Source organism: Gabonibacter chumensis (assembly GCF_024741215.1).
GTDB lineage: Bacteria > Bacteroidota > Bacteroidia > Bacteroidales > Marinifilaceae > Gabonibacter > Gabonibacter massiliensis.
In genome coordinates, this window is sequence record NZ_JANSKB010000003.1 from 207,798 (window position 1) to 227,316 (window position 19,519).

Genomic DNA, 19,519 nt, shown 5'->3' on the forward strand with positions numbered 1-19,519 from the left:
AACGACACAAAAATAATAAAAACCAGCTTTATAGCAGACTTTTACCCGATCAATTTTTCAAGCGGAAAAAGGCACCGAAAAGGGACATCGAGCAGAGAAACTACGTATATTTGTACCCGCGTTTTGATCAAACTGACATGTACATGAAATCCAAAGATTATCTGCAACCCAAAATGACAAAAGACATTGTTATTTCAGTATGTGTGTTCCTATCGGGATTTTCCTGCTTCGCCCAACTCTATTATTTTCAACCGCTTCTTCCCGATCTGGCCAAAGAGTTTTCCTTAACCGCCAGCCATAGCAGTTTGGCCATATCTTTCTCCACGTTAGGTATGGTTATAGGGTTATTCACCGCCATGTTTATCGCTGATCGTATTCCAAGAAAACAATTAATCAGTTGGGCTTTGCTCTCTTCTTCCATTTTTTCCGTCATTTCATCTTTTTCAACATCCTTTTTTTTCCTTGTACTGTTAAGTGCCGCTAAAGGTTTCCTGCTTTCCGGAGCCACTTCCGTCTCCTTAGCCTATATCTCGGAAGAAGTCTTACCGCAAAACAAGGGAAAAATCACCGGATTATATATTGCCGGGAATGCTTTAGGGGGTATGGCGGGACGGGTCATCTCTTCCTATATCAGTGAAGAATACTCCTGGAGAATAGCCTCCGTATCCATCGGAATTCTATGTGCTTTCTTTGCTCTGTTATTTCTGTTTTTCAGTCCGATGTCGACCAATTTTATACCTAAAAAAGAGAATTTCAAATCCTTGATCACGGAAAATCTAAAATTTATCACGGTCAAGGAGTTGGTTCCGTTCTATATCATCGGTTCCCTCATGTTAGGCATATTCGTAAGTTTATACAACTACCTGGGATTTTATTTGGTAAAAGAACCTTTTAACTTTTCTCCCGACCTGATCCATTACATCTATCTGATGTATCTGTTCGGTATTTTCGGATCCGTCGCCACGGCAAAACTAACCTACTATTTCAATCCCGTACAGGTGTTGAAAACGACAATTCTCATCTCCATTCCCGGCATCGGGTTAATGTATATCACTGATTTTTGGATCGTCACCTTAGGATTAGCCATCCTTACCTTCGACTTTTTCGTCATCCACGTCATCTGCAACCGTGTCGTCAGCGAATACAACGTGATGAAACGTTCCGTCACGATCTCCATTTACCTTTTAGCCTACTACCTCGGTTCCAGTTTCTGGGGATCGGCCACGGGTATCGTATTAGACAGATGGGGATGGCAATACTTTTTAGCAGGACTTATCGTTTTACTGCTTATTCTTTATCTTTTCGCCAAACAGGGAGAAAAAGTCACGCGAAAAAAAGAGGCTGTCTTAAAATAAACTTTCGAATCAGACGCTATTACAACCTGTTTATAGCCGCCCCTCTGCTCCTATTCACGATCAAAAAGAGGGAAGAAAACAATATCCGGTACGACAGCCAAGAGCTCACCCGCACTCGTATCCATGTCATTTTCGCATCAGAATACAGACATATCATGCCTATTATCAAGGAGATATAGTACTATTTCATTTCGTCTCTTAAACCCGTTACATAATCAGGCACGCTCTTCAAAATAATATCCCGATCTGCTATCCGGCTACCGAAGAAATTTTTATAGCGATCGACTTCGGCCTTCACCCTATTTCCATACGGGTATATGACGACCTCGATTTTTGCATCCGGACGAATCATACGAGCCAAAAGTTGACGGATCTCAAAATCGGCAGAGGGAAGAGAGTAACCGATAAAAACAATTCTTGTCGCTTCAGAAAGTTCGATAGCTGCATTCTGCCATACTAACTTAATCTGTATGTTACTCAAATTTTTCAGGTAAGTAGGCAATAATAAATTACTCCTTAATTTAATCGAACTGATCTCCCCTATCCCGTAATTCTTGCGACAATGACGGCAATAAGCCGCTTCCATCATCTCTATCTCCTCTCCGAATCTCACGTACATCCGTTGACACATGGGACAATGAAACCAATTCATCGAACCGTGCAATTTCAAATACTTGATATTGTAACCGCCGTAACCAATCGCCAGCAAACCGGGCTTCACCGTATCGTCATTGGCTTCCCAGGAACTCACGTAACAACAATAGTCCACAACACTCAATTTTTCCGGATGCCCGTTATCAATGGCCCGCTTCAAGGCATGATCGAAAAGAACGTCCCAATTCGTGGTAATCAACGCGACCCGATCCTCCCCGTCCTCCATCCTCTTCTTGGCCACCCCGTTAATATACTCGGCAAATTGATCCACGTAATCCCCGCAACTTCTGTTCTTTTTAAAGCTATAATTCACCGCTGCTGCCATCAGGGCATGAAACTCCTCCCTCAATTCGACCAACCCCCTTGCACTGTAACGACCGATAGAAAGTCCATCCCAAATGCAACGATCTATGGGGGTAAATACATCCTCAAGAGCTACATTACAATAATGATCCTCGTATATATGCAACTCCTCTTTCAAAAAGCCGATAAAATGATCTCTTGCCCGGATCAATTTTTTATTATCACCGGTAAACTCCTCATCCAAAATCGTCCGGATTATCTCATTCTGAACCAACCCTCCCGCTTCTTTCGAAAATCCTGAACCTAAAAAATACACCGTCTTTTCCATCATTTCCCCATTTGAATTTAGACAAAAGTAATGTTTAATTGTTACATATCCATTTCGTATTAAACAATCTAACCGTACATTTTTATACCCCATGGAGAATCAGATTGCTCCCAGAACAAAAAAAATAAGGATCGGAATGTTTTATTCCGATCCTTCCGAGCCAATTTGGGGACTCGAACCCCAGACCTACGCATTACGAATGCGTTGCTCTACCAGCTGAGCTAAATTGGCAATTACGGCTGCAAATGTAGTACAAATTTTCAAACATAAAAACGATAAATCAAAAAAATTCCCGTATCATTTCTCATTTTTTCGTATGTTTGTCCCGACTTTTTAATTATCAGAAAGATGAATGACCGCAAATTTTCAATAAAAGCCAGAATACGCAGTTTCAAATACGCCTTTCAAGGAATTAAAATACTAATCACCCACGAACATAATGCACGTATTCATCTCTTTGCAGCAGTATGTGTCTCTATTGCCGGATTCTTACTGGACATTTCAAATTACGAGTGGATCGCTGTCATTTTCGCCATCGGATTGGTTTTCTCCGCGGAAGCTTTTAATTCGGCCATCGAATATTTAGCAGATTTGGTATCGCCTGACTATAACGAACTAATCCGTAAATCTAAAGATGTGGCCGCCGGAGGCGTATTATTTACCGCTATCGTCGCCGCCATTATCGGATTACTTGTTTTCATCCCTCGATTAATCACTTTATTTCAATAAAAATGATACGCTATCTTTTCATATCGATAACCCTATTGGGACTCTTTTTTATACACCCCTTGCAAGCCCAGCGTAAAGCTATCCGTACAACGGGAGACGCCCTTTTCTTCGTCGCTCCCGTAACGGCCTTTACCATGACCCTGCTCAAGAAAGATTACGGGGGAACCAAACAATTAGTACTTTCGGGTGCTACGGCTGTCGGACTGACCTATATTCTTAAATACAGTATCGGTAAGGAACGCCCCGACAAAAGCGACGATCACTCCTTTCCGTCCGCCCATAGCTCCATCTCTTTTACGGGAGCCTCTTTCCTGCAACGACGTTACGGATGGAAATTCGGGATACCCGCCTATCTACTCTCTGCCTACGTGGCCTGGAGTCGCGTATACGGGAAAAAACACGATTGGTGGGATGTACTTGCAGGAACGGCTATAGGTGTAGGCAGTACCTATATCTTCACCAAACCGTTCGGCAGAACGGCCATCAGCATCACTCCCGCCGTCCTGGACAAATACCCCGGTATCCACGCGTCTATTGTCTTCTAAATTCAAAAACTCGCACCGAAATTCCGGGCCCTTTCCAAATAATCCGTATGTCGGACCTCACCTTTTTCCCACACGTCACAGGCATACATCTCTCCCCGATTCTTCCACCCCATGTACTCCGTCATAATCCGGTAAGTTTCCTGAACACCTTTCAATTCCGCCATCTTATCGGTAGCAGCCGCCAACAATAAAGCGCTCTCTTTTCCCCTCAACTTAACAGGAGAACGATCGAGATAATAAGGATATAAACGATCTATAATGGCTTTCAATTGGGTTGACCAGGCAAAGAAATAGAGAGGAGACACCCAAACAACGGCATCAGCCTGTTCTATCTCCGGATATATTTTTTCCATGTCATCCGATTGCACGCAAGGTTTTCCCATATTCCAACACATATCGCAGGCAAAACAACCGTTTACCCGGTAACAGGAAACCTTTATAATGCTGACTTCGTGTCCCTGGCCTCCGGCTCCCTCGGCAAAAGCTTCCGCTAACATATCGCTATTCCCATCCATCCTGGGACTTCCTTTTAAAACTAAAATATTTTTTCCCATAACCGCAAATTAAATCCACACCTATAACAATCGTTGACCGTTTATGACCAGTTCAAAACGAATATTCAAAAACTCTGCCGCTTTTCTGCTCAACAACATTCTGCCCAAAAAGATCTCAAAATAATCCATAACGGCAGAAATTTTGGTATCAATTGTCAAATCGAGAATAACGGCACTTCTATCTTCGTTAAAATAGATTTCGGATTCTTCTACGGCATAATTTACCCGATCGTGAATATCAAAATTAGCGAAATCCCGATTCCGGACGCGACTACGCCTCACATCCGTCTTATCTCCCAAAATCAATGCCGCCGCAATCGGATTTACCGGAGCGGCCGTACTTTCATCATGGTTGCCGATAGCACTTATCACCTGGGCAATCTCATCCGCTTCCATCCCCATTCTATCTAACAATCGAAAAGCCATTACGGCTCCACTTTGGGCATGATCCACCCGATTCACAATATTGCCGATATCATGCATATATCCGGCTATTTTGGCCAATTCGGCTACCCTCTCCGGATAACCCAAGGTCTGTAATATCATCTCCGCCGTATTGGCCGCTTTCACCACATGAGGAAAAGAATGTTCCGTATAGCCCAACGTTATCAACACGTTATCCGCTTGCGCTATATAACTTTTTATTCCCTCGTCTTTTCTTATATCTTCATAAGTCACCAACATATTTTTCCCTTCTGTTATTCTATATCTTCATCATCGCAATATACCCAAACACAAATCAATCTCCCGAGGATCTCCGGTATGTTTGCCCTCCACATCGGAAAGCTTCACCACGGGCAAAAAATCCGCTCGTCCTTTGGGCCTGCATTCAAACAATTTTATCACCATGTTTAAAGGTTTTACACCCACGTCATTCGTCAAATAAGTACCGATCCCGTACACATCATGAATCCGGCCGTTTACAAACGCTTTGATCTTCTTCACCCCTTCCAGATCCAAGGCATCGCTATAAACAATTGTTTTGGTCGTCGGATCAATCCGATGCTCTCGATAATGTTTCAACGCTCTCTCCGTAAACTCGTACGGATCACCGCTATCCCATCGCAAACCGTCAAACAATTTAGCGTATTTGGTATTGAAATTTCGAAAAAAATCTGCCGACGTATAAGTATCCGCAAGCGCTATTCCCAAGTACCCGTCATATACATCCACCCAGTTAGCCATAGCGATCTCGTTGGCCGAACGATAGCCGTAGTGAGCCCCATGATACATAAACCACTCGTGCGGATGTGTTCCCATAGGAGTCAAATCATACTTCATGGCAAGATACACGTTACTGCTTCCGTTAAGAAAACGTCCCATATGCTCTTTCAATATACCGACCACTCGATCCTGCACTTCGTAAGAGTAACGCCTTCGGGTGCCAAATTCCGAGATCTCTGCTTTTAAGCGCACGAACTCTTTAGCTTTATAAACGGCATTTTTTTCCTCATCACAGGCCTCTAATCCCATCATTTTAAAGTACAATTCAGAGATAATAGCCATTAAAGGAACCTCCCAAAGTACCGTACGATACCACAACCCGCGAATTTCCACGTTTAACTCTCCCCCCTCCTGTGAAATTTCAACCTCCTTAGGATCAAACCGAAAACCTTTTAACAAATCAAAAAATACGGAATCAAAATAATAACACTTTGCACGCATGAAACGTTCGTCCTTTTCCGTCAACACCAAACTTTCCATTCGATCGACCTCTTCCCGCAAAACAGCCGCGAATCCCGGCGGAAATGAGGTTTTTCCCCGATTCACGAAACGATAAACCACTTCCGCATCCGGAAACTTCTTTTGAATAGCATTCATCGTCGTGAATTTATACAAGTCGTTATCTATAAAACTTTTTATAACCATATCCCCTATTCGTTTTCTTTTTTCAACAATCCGATCTCCTCCATCATTTTCCGGTAATACAAGGCTTTCTCCTCCACCGGTTTGGGATAGGCCCTCGAAGAGGAAGGCATCCGATACAATCTTATCACCCGCCCCTGAAAACAAAATTCAGAAAATCCTCCTACCGGCGGCTGCTCCGTTCCAGTTAACGCGATCAGCGTATCCGTCGCCTTTTGTCCTGTGGTTACAATCGCTTTACATGCAGCAAGTCGTTGTAAAACGACTTGCAAGTCCAAAGACTCCACCACTTCTAAAAACTTATCCGAAGCATTATCTTTATGGCGGATAATTTTGGTGGCCGTATCGCTTAAGGCTATTCCCTTTTCAATCAAAAATGCCCGTATCTTCTCCTCGTAAAAATGTTTTCCGTCCTCCGTCAGAAAATAGTTTTTATCCTGAAAAAAGACAATCCCCAGAATCCTCCACATATCGTTTTGAAAATTAGGGTAGTAAAAGTCCATGGACCAACGGGACCGGGGCGGGGGAAAACTCCCCAACATCAACAATCTCGCCCCCTCCGGAAAAAAGGGTTCTAAAGGATGAATCTCTATTAGCTTTTTATTATCAATCATTTACAGTTCAAAATATTTATATTCTCTAAATACAAATATAAGAAAAATATAGATTCCATGCCGCTAAAAATAGCGGGTATTTAAACTCCTTCTATATTGCAATTTAAGATGTATTTATTCTCTTGTTTATTACAATTTCGTTATTCTTGATACGAATACAAAAACTAAATTTGGCAATCTCCTGTCTCAGAACACGAAAACTCCTTATTTATAAAAATTTAGAACCGTTATTCCCGAAGCTATTGGCAAAGATCACATCTTACCCGGGGATCCCGCTTTTGGCGTACAATATTCGAAATAGAAGAACCCACGAGAATATCTAACCTTCGACGAAGTAAAATTATTAGCCAAAACTAAATGCAAAAACAAAATGCTCAAAAGGATCATATTTTAAATTAAAAAACAATCAGGTTAAGAAGGTTCATTAACCTTGTTAACCTGATTTACAAATCAACATTCATCCTAATCCGCCACAACTATTTTCCCTTCCGACGAATCAACACAAAAACACATAATATTAAAATCAAGGAAGGGAATATCCATTTTAACATAGCGGCCATCCAGGAAGCCGCTTTCATCGTGACAGTCGTATTGTTATCCACTTTAGAAGCATGCCGCGTGTTCACGGGTAACTCGCTATAAGACAACCAATCGAACATAGCATTGATCAACATCCCGTTATACGTGGGAATCCTCCTTCTAAATGTTGACAACTCCCCGGCGCTAAAGCAATCGGCATCCCCGATTACAAGAATTCTTTGTTCGCGGTTATTACATTTCCGTTCCATAGCCAGCATAGTTACCCGCCGACCGACTTTTTCTCCCGTTTTGACATCCAATGTCGGTGTTTCATTCACGAAATCGACGGTTTGTTTTTCATTCCAACACGCGGGATCCAGACTAACCAGTAACGGGGTCGTTTTAAATCCTTTATTTTCGATGACGTTGATGGCCGCAGCACCCGGCATCGTGATATTCCCGTTGCTTCTCACGAGAATCCCGAAATACCGGGAAAAAGTATAGGTGTCCGGTAATGCCTTACACAACAACAAATTCATCGGTTGCTCAAACGCGGGTTTTTGTACCAATGTCCCCTGCTCGAAGGCCACTCCTAACAGATCCATCAGGGATTTTAATTTATCGCTCGTTTTCGGTTTGCCGGCAATGATCAAGTTTCGCCCGCTCGCCACGTAACGGGACAAAATCTCCATCTCTGTTTCTGTGAACGCTTCCAAAGGTTCCGCGACAATCAATATATCCAGGGAATCGACCTCCATGCTATCCCTCTCGAGTCGAATTTCCAGCACATCGAAACCTTGATTTATCAAAGCGAAACGGTTGGTTTTCTGTATCATCATATGCGAGTAATCTCTGTTCTTGTCCGTGGAAACGGAACGAGCTTGATGATCGGAAACAAAACCGACACGCGGCAGTCTCATCGCCAACCGTTTTAACGCGGCCGAAATTTCCGTCTCGGAAGCCAGTTTACTCATGTCGTTAAATGAACGTAAAATCGTTCGCTGTCCGTCTCCTCGCTCGATTACACTAAGAAAACGGTAACCCTCATCTGCCAAATCAACCGGCACCTGAATCTTATCCAAAGGAGTGTACCTGCTCAATTTCGTGTCTGCTAACTTGGCCTCGTCTTCCAACGCTTTTTGCAAAGACTTCTCTTTAAAATAACGTTTATAGATACTACCCATCGTATCCGTATGGTAATAAAATACGTAATCCAATTGCGTTTCCGGTTTGAAACGGACGAACCTGTCATAACGCGCCATGTCTCTTTTTATCCCTTTAGGCGTTATCCGAAAACTACTGGGTTGCAATAAATTCACGTAGGTAGTAATTTTCAAATCCCCATCCAATTTCGCTACAATTTCCTGACTCGCGGGGGTCAATGTATTTATTTTATTAAACGTGGCGTCATAATAAAACTTCATTTTAGGCAAGGAGGTCGTGTACCCTAAAAGCATGGCTACCACAAAGACGACCAGGTAACGCAAAGTTTTATGGACGAAAGTACAACGCTCCCTTTTCAATTGCATCCTCAAAATACTAAATATCAAAAACATCGTACCGACAATACAGAAATAGAGCACATCCTCACTACTAATCAGACCACTTATAAAATTATTAGTACGTTGCCCCATGGCCAACCAATAGGTAATATCCCGGACAAAAGCGTATTCCTGTCCGACCTCTGCCGTCAACTCTAAAAGCCCGAGCACGGCGAACATTCCAATCGCGGCAACAATTTGATAGGTTGTTAACGTCGACATAAAAAGTCCTATCGCCGCATACAAACCAAACAACAAATATAAGCCCAATAATCCTGAAAGTACAGCCGGCCACTCGAATGCATCAATATAATACCACGCAATAAACATGTAAAACATCAACACCATGACAACAAGCAAACCATAAAGCATCACCCCCAAGTATTTCCCTAAAATAATCTGGCGGGAAGAGATCGGTGCGGAAAATAAAAACTTGATGGTCCCCCAGTTGTATTCCTGACTGATCAACCCCATTGTCAACAAAGGCATGATAAAATAAAGCATGGTCTTAACGGTATACCAAAGTCCTCCCCTCGCGTAAAATAAACGTTCGGATAAAGCATAACCACCTCCGCCTCCAAGTTCTTTGGAACGAGCTATTACTTCAAAAAAATCGGTAAATGCAGAACCGATTATAAATACTAAAAAAATAAGTAACAACCATGCCACGGGAGAGTAAAAAAGATTTACCAATTCTAACCGGGCTATTTTATATATTATTCTCATATCTATCCAATTTATTCATTTATTTTTTACCAGACAATTTCGCGAAAACATCTTCCATTGACCTTTTCTCCAAACCGATCTCCGCTAATTCCCATCCCCGTTTCACACTCTCCTTTATCACGTTTTTCATCGTTTCCCGTTCCCCGTCATAGAAGACACGCATATCCCGTTCCCCGACCATTTCTACACGCTTCACGCCTTGAATAAGCATCAAATCGTCCGGTTGCGGGGGAAAATCAAAATTCACCAGGAAAGAATTCGGCTCTATGTAGTTGTAGAATTCATCCACCCCGCCAGTGAAAACGACCTGCCCGTGTTCGATCATGATAATCGAATCGCAGGCAGCCTGTATCTCCGCCAAGATATGAGTGGATAATAACACGGAACGTTCTTCTCCTATCGAACGTATCAAGTGACGAACTTCTATGATCTGATTGGGGTCTAATCCGTTTGTCGGTTCATCCAGGACGACCAATTTCGGTTTATGCAGAATAGCCTGAGCTATACTCACCCGCTGCTGGTATCCTCCCGAAAGATTACGTAACAAACGCCCCCTGAAATGAGTAATGCCGCAACGTTCCAGCGCCTCCTCCACGGCGATTTTCACTTTCTTCGGTTTTATCAAATGAATATCCGCGGAAAAACGTAAGTATTCTTCCACGCTCAAATCCGGGTAAAGTGGAGGCTTTTGCGGTAAAAAACCAATATTTTTACGAGCGGTAACAGGATCTTTCAACGAATTAATCCCATCAATGTACACCTCGCCGGAGGTTTGTTTCAACACGCCGCACATGATGTTCATCGTTGTCGATTTACCTGCCCCGTTCGAGCCTAACAATCCCACGACCCCCGTTTGCTTGATCTCAAAACAAATGTCCTGGATTGCCCACTGTGATGTATAACGATGATATAAATGTTCTACCTGTACAATTGGATTTTCCATATAATTATTATTTACAGTTATTTAGATACAACTTAATACTTTATCATTAAAAATTTACATACCCTGCTTTTTATAAGGGATCGACTTTCACCCACGCACGGTAATCATCGACCCCTTTGCATGCTCTCGCGTTTTTATATATATAAATGAAGAACAGAGAATATACCGGTTCGACCTAGTACAAGGCATTCCCTATACCTTGCAAATCGATCCCGGCTTCTTCAAAATTCTTTATCAATATATCATACTTCTTCCGGATCAATCCATTCACGTCTTTTAGCGGATCAAGTACACTCGTACAATCATTCATCACAAGACTTCCGTCTGTTGCGGGCATCGTCAACATGCTATAAGAATGAGAAATAATAACCTTTATAAAAGATTGCAAATCTTTTTTCTTAAACTCTTTTACTCCCTCAAACTTCGTCCAGGTTGAATACGGATAATTCAGAATTCCCAAAGGATAATAAGCGGACGGAGGAATCATAAATCCGGTAATCCTTGTCAACGCCGAATAATCCGACACGTTATAAAATTCTCCCGCCTCGACGATGGATTTTATTTTATCATATATCTTTTGCAAAATAAACCATTCATTCAGAGTCTCTTTTATTTTCCTCTTCTCTTCCCGTGTCATCGTGTCCATGGATTCATCCCCATGACTCAGTATAAAAAGATTGGAAATAGTGGCGTAATCTTTGGGGACAACCGTTCCTTTTTCATTCATTATCAAATTCTTACCTAAAATAAACTTCAAAGGCATATACTTTTTCCATACGGTATCCTGATAATGAGTTAAGAACATCTCTTCCGCCCACTGAAACTGTTTCCCTACCTGTTCCTCATCCGGCTCCGACACCTCAAAGGCTCCGACACCTCCCTTGATATCGATATATTCCTCCTCGATAACAACATACTCATCCTCTAAAGACGCATTATACCATAATCCGTTTTCCCGGTAATGTTCTCCCAGCGTGTAGTAGTACCTGTGTCCAGTTTGTTTATCCTTAATGGTAATTTGATCCCCTTCTATCGTTGCCTCTCCGTTCAAACTATATCGTTTCGTTCTCTCGAGCGTATCGGAACTCAGCTGCAGCCACCCTTTACCCATGTTAAAATACAAATCTCGAGGTTCATATTTATAAAGAATGTAAAAACCACATCTCTCAAACCAATCCACAATGCGGACATCGTAATCGTGATTCCCTTGCGGAAGCAAGTACCCGGGCTCCGGTTCTAATGTCGGCTCCAATATCTCCGAGTCGTCACAACCGACCCAGATCAATAACCCCAGTAAGATATAAATGCTATATTTCATATTCTCGTTTTTTTAATTATTACCTTGGATTTTGTTCCAGCTTCGAATTCACTCTCATCGCTTCATCCGGAATCGGAAGAAGATATCTATTGGTCGTTAAATAATATTCAACACCGAACTCCTTGGGGGTCGTCTTGTAAACATGTTTAATCTCCGGCATACCCATTCGTTTCAAATCGAACCACCTATGATTGGTTTCACCACTCAACTCCTTCCGTCGTTCCAGAAAACAGAACTCTATCAATTCTTCCGAATTTGTTATATCCACTTCTTCATACGGGAAAGCGTTATTAAAACGACTGCGTCGCAATGTATTCAAATCTGCCAGTGCAGATACCCGGTATGCATCAACACCCTCTTTTTGATATTTCCGGGCATAAGCTTCCGCCCTGTCCAGGTATAACTCTGCCGTGCGGATCCCTTGAGATCTCCCGAAGCGATCGTCCTTCGACGGCACGTACGGGTATCTCTCGTCCGCCCCATCATCAACTCCCCAATGCAGAAATAGACCACCCCTCAAATCCCTTAATGTCCCGTCCGTGTGCTCTTTCTGGGTAGCTCCCAGCAGTTCTACCAAATCATCTGCCAAACTATAAGGGAAACGATAGTGTGTATCTCCGATATGACCGGGCAGATTTGTCAAATTATATTCCCTCATCCAGATAATTTCATCCGGGGTTCTCGGATCATAAACCGACTTTCCCCCCATGCGTATCCCGAATCTATTCAAATCCAACAAATCACTTTTTACCTGCAAAACGGTATCGGCGTAAGCCAATGCCTTATCCCAATCTTCCATGTACAAATACATCCTCGATAACATGGCACTTGCCGCCAAATAATTGATTCGGAAATAAGGTCTATCAATGTGGTGCATTTTTAACAGACGAAACCCTTCCAAAAGATCCTTCTCTATTTGAGCATACACCTCCGCTACCGAGTTACGGGGAAACGTTTCGTCGGTAACATTCGAATTCAGCTTCAAAGGCACACCTAAATTTTCTTTCGGATCTCCATGACTATACGGGAATCCAAAAAAATTCACCAAATGAAAATAATACCAACCGCGCAACACCATAGCCTCCCCACGGATATTCTCGCGTAAAGCAGGATCCCCGTGCATGTCGTCAAGATTATCCAACACGATATTGCACACGCCTATACCCGTATAAGGAGTACCCCAGAAAACAGGATCATACCCGCGTCCCTCGTTCGTAAACATATTATCGTCCCAGGTAAAATACCACTTCATCGTCTCCAACGTACCTTGATCCGGAGGGTATACGTAACCGTTGCATTTAATATTATCCGTGAAGAAATCCGTTGCGTTATAAATGGTTGTTCCTCCTTCCAAATAACCGCTTCCCAATAATATTTGTTCCAATTCTCCCACCGAAGAAGGATGAACCTCATCCAAACTCGATTCTTCCAAAAAATTACTACATCCCATGAAGCCAAGGAGTAATATCATATATGCATATATCGTTTTCATCATTTAATCTTTATTACTGTTAAAAACTCATACTTACACTCCAGGAAAAGTTCTGTGGTCTGGGTTGCTTTCCCATGGCAACTTCCGGATCTCTTCCTTTGAAATCACGCCCTTTAATTTGAAACGGATTGCTCGCCGAGAAAGAGACAACAATACTCTGGGCAAAACTGGATATCCATTTTTCCGGAACATTATAAGAGAATGAAAAATCGTTAAAACGAATAAACCAAGCATTTACCACCCGTGCATCCGAAAAAGCCCAAGCTTCGTAAGGCAGCAAATACCTTGCATTATCCCCGAAAGGATACAACTTCGCACAATTATCTCTTACCGGAATGGAAGGAATATCCGTGTATTTTTCATCTCCCGGCTTACGCCAACGTTTTAACAACTGTGTCGAAGCATTAGCAGTCTCTTCAACCATCTTTGTTGCAGACCGATAGGGTGAGGGCAAGAATACCTTATTCCCCCTGTTCAAGTATATCCTCAACGGAAAAGAAAAACGCTTGTACGTGAAAACCATATTCAATCCCAAAGTTCTTTTAGGTTCGCTTGTTCCCATATAAACCATATATTGGGTGACATCCCCTTGTCCCTCGTGAGTGTCGGCTCCCGAAAGGTCAAACAAAGGCCCTCCGTTTTTCGGATCCAAACCTTTAAACCGAAAAGCCCAGAAACTTCCCACGGGATACCCCTCTTTGTGATATTTCCCAGTTGTCGCTTGCTTCCAGTCCGACAAAGGTTCCAACTTCGATTTGATTTTGTTGTCATTGCTCGAAAAACTCGTGGTTATCCTCCAAATAAAATCTTTCGTTCGTATCGGTACGATCGTCAATCCCAAATCCCATCCTCTATTACTCATATCTCCCCCGTTGATGTACATGCTCTTAACACCATTTTCCAAGGGGACTTCTCTTTGCGTGATTAAATCCGTTGTCTTCTTGTAATAATAGTTAAACACACCATTTACCTTATTCTTGAAAAAAGCAAAATTAGCACCGAAATTCACGGACAACGTTTTCTCCCATTTCAATTCCGGTGTCGGACGTTTTACAACACTCATGCCATACTCGCCGGTTTTCTCATTTACCGGTAACATCCTGGCAATTAAATTCGGGCTAATAGCTTCCGTTACGTTTCCCTGATACCCGAGCGATCCCGTGAAAGCCAAGTTACTAAGTATATCCTGATTCTTGAGCCAAGGTTCGTCCGTCACGTTCCAACGCAAACCCAATGCCCATACCGGCAGAAAACGACTTTTCGGATCTTGTCCGAATCGATTGGAAGCATCGCTGCGCAGGGAGAGATTGATCGAATAACGATTGTCATACATATATCCCGTACTGACGTAGTAAGAAAAATAGTTGGATAACCTATTAGCCACGGCGGGTTGGGTTACGGCAAATCTATCATTTATCAGGCCATTAGGGGTCTCCACCGGCACTTTCACAAAAGCCATCCCCCGGTCCGGCATATACCCGTAATCTATTTGCGTATATCCTTTATATTGATTGCTTCTGGCTTCAACACCCGCGACTAAATTTACCGAGTGAGGTCCCACCACCTTTACATACGAGACCTGCCCGCGTGCCGTGTAATTCAAGTTGCGGTTCTCCATGACGCTCAATTCCCCACCGAAAGGCAATTTTGAATTCTTAAATTCCTCATCCAATACCGTAAACTTACCGAAATCATACCTGCGCAAAGTAGCTATTTTGTGCGAACGCTCCGTAAACCAGGTTTCGGCAAAAGAGGAACTCGTTGCCGCCCCGAAAGAAAATTCGACACTTAAATTTTCCTGTACACGCCAACGGGCACTCAAATTCATGTTCAAACTCGTCTGGGTATTTTCATTCCCGGAATTTTCCACTTCATTCACAATATTGTACTTGTACCCGTTATAGAGATAGTAAAAAAGATCATCTCCGTCGTAACAAGGCACTGCCCGGCTTGTGGTAATGGCATAATTGTAAGGATTCACTCCGGAGGCAAAAGCTTTCGTTTCCCTTCTCGATGCTGAAAGAAAAGCAGAAAGTGTCAATTTCTTCCAAAACACGGAGCTTAAATTCATGTTAGCCGAATAATTCTTCATCTCATTGCCTTTCGCCGTATTCTTGGTGTCCGAAAAACTGAAAGCAGCCCTATACGTAGACCGCTCGTCCCCTCCCGAAAAGTTAACGGTATGTCGTTGACTGAAAGGGGTTCTATAAAGAATATCAAACCAATCCGTATTCATGGTTTCCAATTTCTTGACACCATCATTGAACTCTTTATAACTGATCTCTCCCCGTTGATAAGCAAGCAACAAACCTCCGTAACCGACCTTATCGTCGAAAATTTCACCTCCGCGTAAATAAGCTTCCCGGGAAAGATCGACCCTTTCCTGGGAATTCATCACCTCCATTTTGTTGTAATTCATTTTTATACTCGTCGAAAAATAACCGGAATATCCCACGGATAATCTCCCTTGTTTCCCCTTTTTAGTTGTGATTACAATAACACCATTGGCGGCTTTCACTCCATAAATCGCTGTCGCCGAAGCATCTTTCAATACTGTAATATCTTCTATCTCGTTCGGATTTAACCAGGAAATCGCATTCCCGACAAAATCCCGCATCATATCCACATTACCATTATCAATTGCTGCAAAATCCGTTATTTCAAAAGGTAAATTATCCTCTTGAATAATACCGTCCACGACCCAAACGGGCTCGGCATTTCCCAGCAACGTGGAGACTCCTCTTACTCTCACCTTCTGTCTTGTCCCCGTCAAACCGTCTTCATTCACGATCATCACACCGGGTAGCATGCCCTGCAACATCTGCTCCAGGGAGTTCGTTCCTGTCATAATCAAATCCTCTCCCTTGATCTTTGAGTAAGAACCTGCCATCCCTTTCTCTCTCAAAGCTTGATATCCTGTCACAACGACTTCTTCTATGGCTTTGGAATCTTCTTTCAATACCACGTCGATCGTTTTTTTCACTCCCGTGTACACCACTTCTTGCGTTTTCATTCCTACAAAAGAGTAGACCAAAGTTAACTTTTTGGCTCCTACCGAGTTTCCACAGTTTACACGATATTTACCGTCTTTATCCGTCACCGTGCCTACTTTCAACTCTTTTACCACAACCGTCACACCCGGTAACGGGATTCCGTCCTCATCTTTCACCACACCCGTAACATAATCCGATGGTACGGATACTTTCTTTTTACGAATGGTCACATAATTGCCTGTAATTTTATATTCCAAAGGAGTATCTTTTAATAAAGTATCTAAAATCTCCGTGACATTTTTCTCCTTTATCTCGACCGTTATTTTATGAATTTTTATATCATCGTAATTAAACATAAATTTATACTTATCGACTTTTTCTATATCTTTAAATACTTCGGCCAAAGACAGGTTCACCCACTTAAAATTCAGTTTTCGCTGCTGCCCCAAAACTACTGATGTCAGACACATAAAACACAATAATAAAACCAAACGAACCCCTCCTGCATGCTTCTTATTTTTTGATTTTTTCCTCTCCTCGTCATGAGGCGAAATTGATTCTTTTTTCATACATTTATTAATTTATAGTTTAACAGGCTCATTTTATAATGAACAAAACTGACACAGAAGGGATAGACCGTAGCTATCCTTTCTATTATTTAACAACGCTATATATCGTCTCATAATGAGACAATCACGCTATCTTCTTTTAATTCAATTTGTAATTTTCCTATTCCGCGTAAATAGTCAAGTATCTTTTCTTTTGAATCTTTCCTGTTCGCCCAAAATCTATACCGATAATCTTTCACTTCCGGATCATAGTAAAAAACCGTAAAACCGAACCACTCCCCCAATTCATCCAACATATCCTCTAATCGAACGTCATCATAGTAGAAATAACCATCTTTCCAAGAAGTGTAGTATTTCGTATCCACCTTTTTCATGACAGCCACCCGGGTCTCTTTATCATATTGGATCTGATTACCGGGTCGTAAATCATATTCTTTTTGATTGTCACACACAATCTTTAAATGCCCCTTTTCCAATGTCGTTGCTACCTGTTTCTGATTACGATAAGCTTTCACATTAAATGACGTTCCCAGCACAATAACCGTCATACCAAAGGCACGTACTTCAAATCTTCTCACTGAGTCTTTCACTACTTCGAAGTATCCCTCTCCTTCCAAATAAACCTCCCGTGTATTCTCGGAAAAAACAGCCGGAAAACGCAATTCCGAACCAGCATTCAAATAGACCTTCGTGCCGTCGGAAAGTACGACATTATACTCTATTCCCTTAGGAACACTCAAGATATTAAATTTCACCTCTTTTTTTGCCGCATTTCGATTATAAATCAATGTATTGTTTGAATTTTCAATCTTTATAAAACTATCGACAACAATAATTTCATTCTGATTTGCATTCAACGATATGACTTTGCCATCGGCTAATTTTAGCCGGGCAAATGATCCCCCGACAATGGAATCGGAGCTTGTCAAATATTCAATCTTCATGCTCCTGTTCATATTTCCCCAATACAAAAATGCACCTCCCAAAAACAACAAGAGGCAGACCGCTACGGAAAATGATACATACAATAATCTCTTTCGGCTTCTATGGACATCCACCTTGCGCCAAATTGAACGTATCCCTTGTTGAGGATTCTGACGCAAGTAGTTGCGTACCTTCGCACCCACCTGCATTTTTCTTAAAACCTGAATTAATTTAGCATTATCTTTTTGTTGCAACCACTCCTCCAACACCAGAATCTCTTCCGGCAAAGGTTCTTCCCCGATAAAACAGTCCACTAAAATATCTTCAATTTCTCTCATCTCTCTACCATTTCCCTATAATCACCGCCAAATCAAAAAAGGGTGACAGAAATAACCTATTTTTTCAAAATAAAAAACAAAAGAATTTCATTATACCTGTTTTTCAGTTTTTTACGAAGAAATTTTAAGGAACGGCTTAATTGAGTTTTCACTGTATTTTTAGAAATTTGAAGTTGCTCCATAACTTCTTGGTAGGACTTCCCGTCCACGAAGATCATCATAAATATACGACGCCTCTCTTCCGGCAACTGATCGATCGCCTTGTAAACGACTTCCAATATCTCAGCATTCTCATCATCCGACAAACTTTCTTTGGACAACATTTCCCGGGTAACATGCTCGTGAATAGCTCTTTTTCTCTTTCCTCCTCGCATGTAATTCAAGGCAGAGAACTTAACCGCCTGAAAAACATACTTATCCAAACCGGCATCCAATGTTAGATATCGTTTAGATACCCAGAACTTTACCAAACAATCTTGGACTACATCTTCCGCTGCCTGCGAATCATCTATAATCTGATTGGCGAAAAGCACTAAATTTTCGTAATACATGTCATAGAGTAACTGAAAAGCCTTCTTTTCAGCCACTTTAAATATATCCAATATTGTTTCCGATTCGTTCATTATCATTAAATAATCCACAAATATATAAAAATATTGAAACACCAGAATATTTCAACTCTACCGTATCAAAATATCTTCACTCTATCCACACTATCATAGCAGAAGCATAGTGAAAAAGCTTCAATATTCCGTTTAATATGATTTCTAATTCATTCTGTTCGAGTGAGAATCAAAACAGGATCGCATTACTTAGACAGAAAACATTAAAATGTTAATTTTTCATCAGGCAACATTACACTGACAGAAAAAAATACAATAATCCAGTCAAGCGGTTCAGGTCGCTTTTTAGCTAATAATATGATATCTCCGAAGTGAATCATTACAGGTAAGCAAAGAATGTCTGAAACAACAAAAAAAGAAAGGAATGGTTTGAAAAAGAATCAACATTTTTTCCTATGCATTGGACACTATCGCAATTATTTGAAGAATGCGATTATGCATTTCAAAATAAGGTTAAAAATGGAACTTTTCTTTATAAATCATTCACAAAAAGCGGAATACCTATCAGAATGATCATTAAACAAGGAATATTAGTTACAATTTATCCTATACATAACTCAGAAATATAAAAACAGTTTAGCATAT

At 41.6% G+C, this 19,519-nt stretch carries 15 protein-coding genes, 1 tRNA gene and 1 pseudogene; 4 read left to right on the plus strand and 13 right to left on the minus strand.

The annotated features are described in order from the left end of the window. Positions 1-143: 143 nt before the first annotated feature. Positions 144-1,355, plus strand: a complete 1,212-nt coding sequence (locus NVS78_RS10365; protein WP_286359130.1) for an MFS transporter — start codon at positions 144-146, stop codon at positions 1,353-1,355. Between the two features lie 181 nt (positions 1,356-1,536). Here the strand turns inward: NVS78_RS10365 and NVS78_RS10370 are convergent, their stop codons facing one another. Continuing rightward, positions 1,537-2,643, minus strand: coding sequence for an SIR2 family protein (locus NVS78_RS10370; RefSeq protein ID WP_286359131.1), 1,107 nt, complete (start codon positions 2,641-2,643; stop codon positions 1,537-1,539). Positions 2,644-2,798: 155 nt separating this feature from the next. Then, positions 2,799-2,871: transfer RNA gene (locus NVS78_RS10375), tRNA-Thr, on the minus strand. A 117-nt stretch (positions 2,872-2,988) separates the two neighbouring features. Between NVS78_RS10375 and NVS78_RS10380 the strand changes: the two genes are divergently transcribed. Both NVS78_RS10380 and NVS78_RS10385 read left to right on the plus strand, forming a co-directional pair. Further along, on the plus strand, positions 2,989-3,369 hold the full coding sequence (locus NVS78_RS10380) for a diacylglycerol kinase family protein (RefSeq protein WP_286359132.1): 381 nt from the start codon (positions 2,989-2,991) through the stop codon (positions 3,367-3,369). A 5-nt stretch (positions 3,370-3,374) separates the two neighbouring features. Beyond that, positions 3,375-3,914, plus strand: a complete 540-nt coding sequence (locus NVS78_RS10385; RefSeq protein ID WP_434802137.1) for a phosphatase PAP2 family protein — start codon at positions 3,375-3,377, stop codon at positions 3,912-3,914. Between the two features lie 2 nt (positions 3,915-3,916). Here NVS78_RS10385 and NVS78_RS10390 read toward each other — a convergent pair whose 3' ends face one another. From NVS78_RS10390 to NVS78_RS10440, 11 genes are all read right to left on the minus strand, one after another. Then, positions 3,917-4,468 (minus strand): flavodoxin family protein, encoded by a 552-nt coding sequence (locus NVS78_RS10390; RefSeq protein ID WP_286359134.1) that lies wholly within the window; start codon positions 4,466-4,468, stop codon positions 3,917-3,919. Between the two features lie 21 nt (positions 4,469-4,489). Continuing rightward, positions 4,490-5,152 carry an HD domain-containing protein gene (locus NVS78_RS10395; protein WP_286359135.1) on the minus strand — a complete coding sequence of 221 codons (663 nt, stop codon included), beginning with the start codon at positions 5,150-5,152 and terminating at the stop codon, positions 4,490-4,492. 30 nt (positions 5,153-5,182) lie between these two features. Further along, the gene (pncB, locus tag NVS78_RS10400) at positions 5,183-6,337 is read right to left on the minus strand and encodes a nicotinate phosphoribosyltransferase (protein ID WP_286359136.1); all 1,155 of its coding nucleotides are present in this window, start codon (positions 6,335-6,337) and stop codon (positions 5,183-5,185) included. Positions 6,338-6,342: 5 nt separating this feature from the next. Continuing rightward, a complete protein-coding gene (locus NVS78_RS10405) occupies positions 6,343-6,948 on the minus strand; it encodes a uracil-DNA glycosylase family protein (RefSeq protein WP_286359137.1) in 606 nt (201 codons plus the stop codon). 476 nt (positions 6,949-7,424) lie between these two features. Beyond that, a complete protein-coding gene (locus NVS78_RS10410) occupies positions 7,425-9,734 on the minus strand; it encodes a Gldg family protein (protein ID WP_286359138.1) in 2,310 nt (769 codons plus the stop codon). A 19-nt stretch (positions 9,735-9,753) separates the two neighbouring features. Then, entirely contained in the window at positions 9,754-10,677 is a 924-nt protein-coding gene (locus NVS78_RS10415) for an ABC transporter ATP-binding protein (RefSeq protein ID WP_286359139.1), read from the minus strand. A 175-nt stretch (positions 10,678-10,852) separates the two neighbouring features. Continuing rightward, positions 10,853-11,995, minus strand: coding sequence for a hypothetical protein (locus tag NVS78_RS10420; RefSeq protein WP_286359140.1), 1,143 nt, complete (start codon positions 11,993-11,995; stop codon positions 10,853-10,855). A 19-nt stretch (positions 11,996-12,014) separates the two neighbouring features. Next, entirely contained in the window at positions 12,015-13,487 is a 1,473-nt protein-coding gene (locus NVS78_RS10425) for a RagB/SusD family nutrient uptake outer membrane protein (RefSeq protein WP_286359141.1), read from the minus strand. Between the two features lie 19 nt (positions 13,488-13,506). Further along, the gene (locus NVS78_RS10430) at positions 13,507-17,049 is read right to left on the minus strand and encodes a SusC/RagA family TonB-linked outer membrane protein (RefSeq protein ID WP_286359142.1); all 3,543 of its coding nucleotides are present in this window, start codon (positions 17,047-17,049) and stop codon (positions 13,507-13,509) included. A gap of 110 nt (positions 17,050-17,159) precedes the next feature. Continuing rightward, positions 17,160-18,311 carry a FecR family protein gene (locus NVS78_RS10435; RefSeq protein WP_286359143.1) on the minus strand — a complete coding sequence of 384 codons (1,152 nt, stop codon included), beginning with the start codon at positions 18,309-18,311 and terminating at the stop codon, positions 17,160-17,162. A 56-nt stretch (positions 18,312-18,367) separates the two neighbouring features. After that, positions 18,368-18,934, minus strand: coding sequence for an RNA polymerase sigma-70 factor (locus tag NVS78_RS10440; RefSeq protein ID WP_286359144.1), 567 nt, complete (start codon positions 18,932-18,934; stop codon positions 18,368-18,370). Between the two features lie 371 nt (positions 18,935-19,305). Here NVS78_RS10440 and NVS78_RS14200 point away from each other — a divergent pair. Then, positions 19,306-19,503 (plus strand): annotated as a pseudogene (locus NVS78_RS14200) (EndoU domain-containing protein); the annotation flags it as partial. Positions 19,504-19,519: the final 16 nt, after the last annotated feature.

Bases quoted from the DNA above. Each gene is read 5' to 3' on its own strand.
- NVS78_RS10365 (WP_286359130.1), top strand. From the start codon at position 144: ATGAAATCCAAAGATTATCTGCAACCCAAAATGACAAAAGACATTGTT.
- NVS78_RS10370 (WP_286359131.1), bottom strand. From the start codon at position 2,643: ATGATGGAAAAGACGGTGTATTTTTTAGGTTCAGGATTTTCGAAAGAA.
- NVS78_RS10380 (WP_286359132.1), top strand. From the start codon at position 2,989: ATGAATGACCGCAAATTTTCAATAAAAGCCAGAATACGCAGTTTCAAA.
- NVS78_RS10390 (WP_286359134.1), bottom strand. From the start codon at position 4,468: ATGGGAAAAAATATTTTAGTTTTAAAAGGAAGTCCCAGGATGGATGGG.
- NVS78_RS10395 (WP_286359135.1), bottom strand. From the start codon at position 5,152: ATGTTGGTGACTTATGAAGATATAAGAAAAGACGAGGGAATAAAAAGT.
- pncB (WP_286359136.1), bottom strand. From the start codon at position 6,337: ATGGTTATAAAAAGTTTTATAGATAACGACTTGTATAAATTCACGACG.
- NVS78_RS10405 (WP_286359137.1), bottom strand. From the start codon at position 6,948: ATGATTGATAATAAAAAGCTAATAGAGATTCATCCTTTAGAACCCTTT.
- NVS78_RS10410 (WP_286359138.1), bottom strand. From the start codon at position 9,734: ATGAGAATAATATATAAAATAGCCCGGTTAGAATTGGTAAATCTTTTT.
- NVS78_RS10415 (WP_286359139.1), bottom strand. From the start codon at position 10,677: ATGGAAAATCCAATTGTACAGGTAGAACATTTATATCATCGTTATACA.
- NVS78_RS10420 (WP_286359140.1), bottom strand. From the start codon at position 11,995: ATGAAATATAGCATTTATATCTTACTGGGGTTATTGATCTGGGTCGGT.
- NVS78_RS10425 (WP_286359141.1), bottom strand. From the start codon at position 13,487: ATGAAAACGATATATGCATATATGATATTACTCCTTGGCTTCATGGGA.
- NVS78_RS10430 (WP_286359142.1), bottom strand. From the start codon at position 17,049: ATGAAAAAAGAATCAATTTCGCCTCATGACGAGGAGAGGAAAAAATCA.
- NVS78_RS10435 (WP_286359143.1), bottom strand. From the start codon at position 18,311: ATGAGAGAAATTGAAGATATTTTAGTGGACTGTTTTATCGGGGAAGAA.
- NVS78_RS10440 (WP_286359144.1), bottom strand. From the start codon at position 18,934: ATGAACGAATCGGAAACAATATTGGATATATTTAAAGTGGCTGAAAAG.